This window comes from Mesorhizobium sp. M1A.F.Ca.ET.072.01.1.1 (assembly GCF_004023325.1).
Lineage (GTDB): Bacteria > Pseudomonadota > Alphaproteobacteria > Rhizobiales > Rhizobiaceae > Mesorhizobium.
The window spans coordinates 1-786 of record NZ_RZSF01000675.1; the positions used below are offsets into that span (position 1 = coordinate 1).

Annotated in this window: 1 protein-coding gene; it reads right to left on the reverse strand. The window is 65.9% G+C overall.

The genetic code is table 11. The features are described 5' to 3' along the window. Nucleotides 1–766, reverse strand: a 766-nt coding sequence (locus EOA32_RS37480) for a DUF2865 domain-containing protein (RefSeq protein ID WP_348632250.1), incomplete at its 3' end; no start/stop codon positions are given. Between the last annotated feature and the right edge of the window lie 20 nt (nucleotides 767–786).

The following is a 786-nucleotide window of genomic DNA, read 5'->3' on the forward strand; positions in this document are numbered from 1 at the left end:
GCTTGATAGCCGCGCGGTCGAGCCCGCCTGCAGCGTTGGCGAGCGTTTCGGGATCGGCGCCAGCATCGAGCTTGGCCGCCGGCGCCGGCACGAGGGTCGTCACCCCGCTGTCCGGCTGCGGCTGCTCCGGATTGGGCGGATTACCGCCTATGATCGAGAAGTTTTCGGCCTGGGCGTTGCAGCCGCATTGCGGCGGCCGCGAGTAGTTGGCCTGCTTGTAGAGATAGGCCGTCGGCAGCTCGCTGTAAGGACGGCCGGTCGCCGAGGATGTCATGTTGCCGGCGTCATCGTCCATGCCGCGCGTGTAGAAGACCTGCATCTCGGTGCCGGGGCAGCTCGATTCGCAATTCTTCTGATCGCGCTCGAAATCGCCGTAAGAGGCGGCGTTCGACATCGGAAAGAAATAGCCGTCGCAGGTGCGCACGCAGACGGTGCGGAACTCGCCGTTCATCCTCGGCAGGTCCATGCCATCGGGTTGGTTGATCACCCGGCGGATGTTGCGCGCGCCGGGATCGTCTGGCGGAAGCGCTTCAGGCGTGTCGAGCGTAGCGATCTCCTCGTCGCCACGGCCGAAGAGCTGCTCGAACAGATTGCCGCCACCATTGTTGCGGGCGGCCTCCTGGATCGGGGCGCGAGGCGCCTCGACTTCATCATCGCGGCAGCCATTGGCGTCGAGCGCCGCAAGAATGCGGCTGCGGTCGCGCCGCGTGCCGCCGCCGGCCAGCCGCTGGCGCTTGGCCTGCAAGATGTCGAGATTGGCGTTCATGCGCTTTATCGAGACATTGA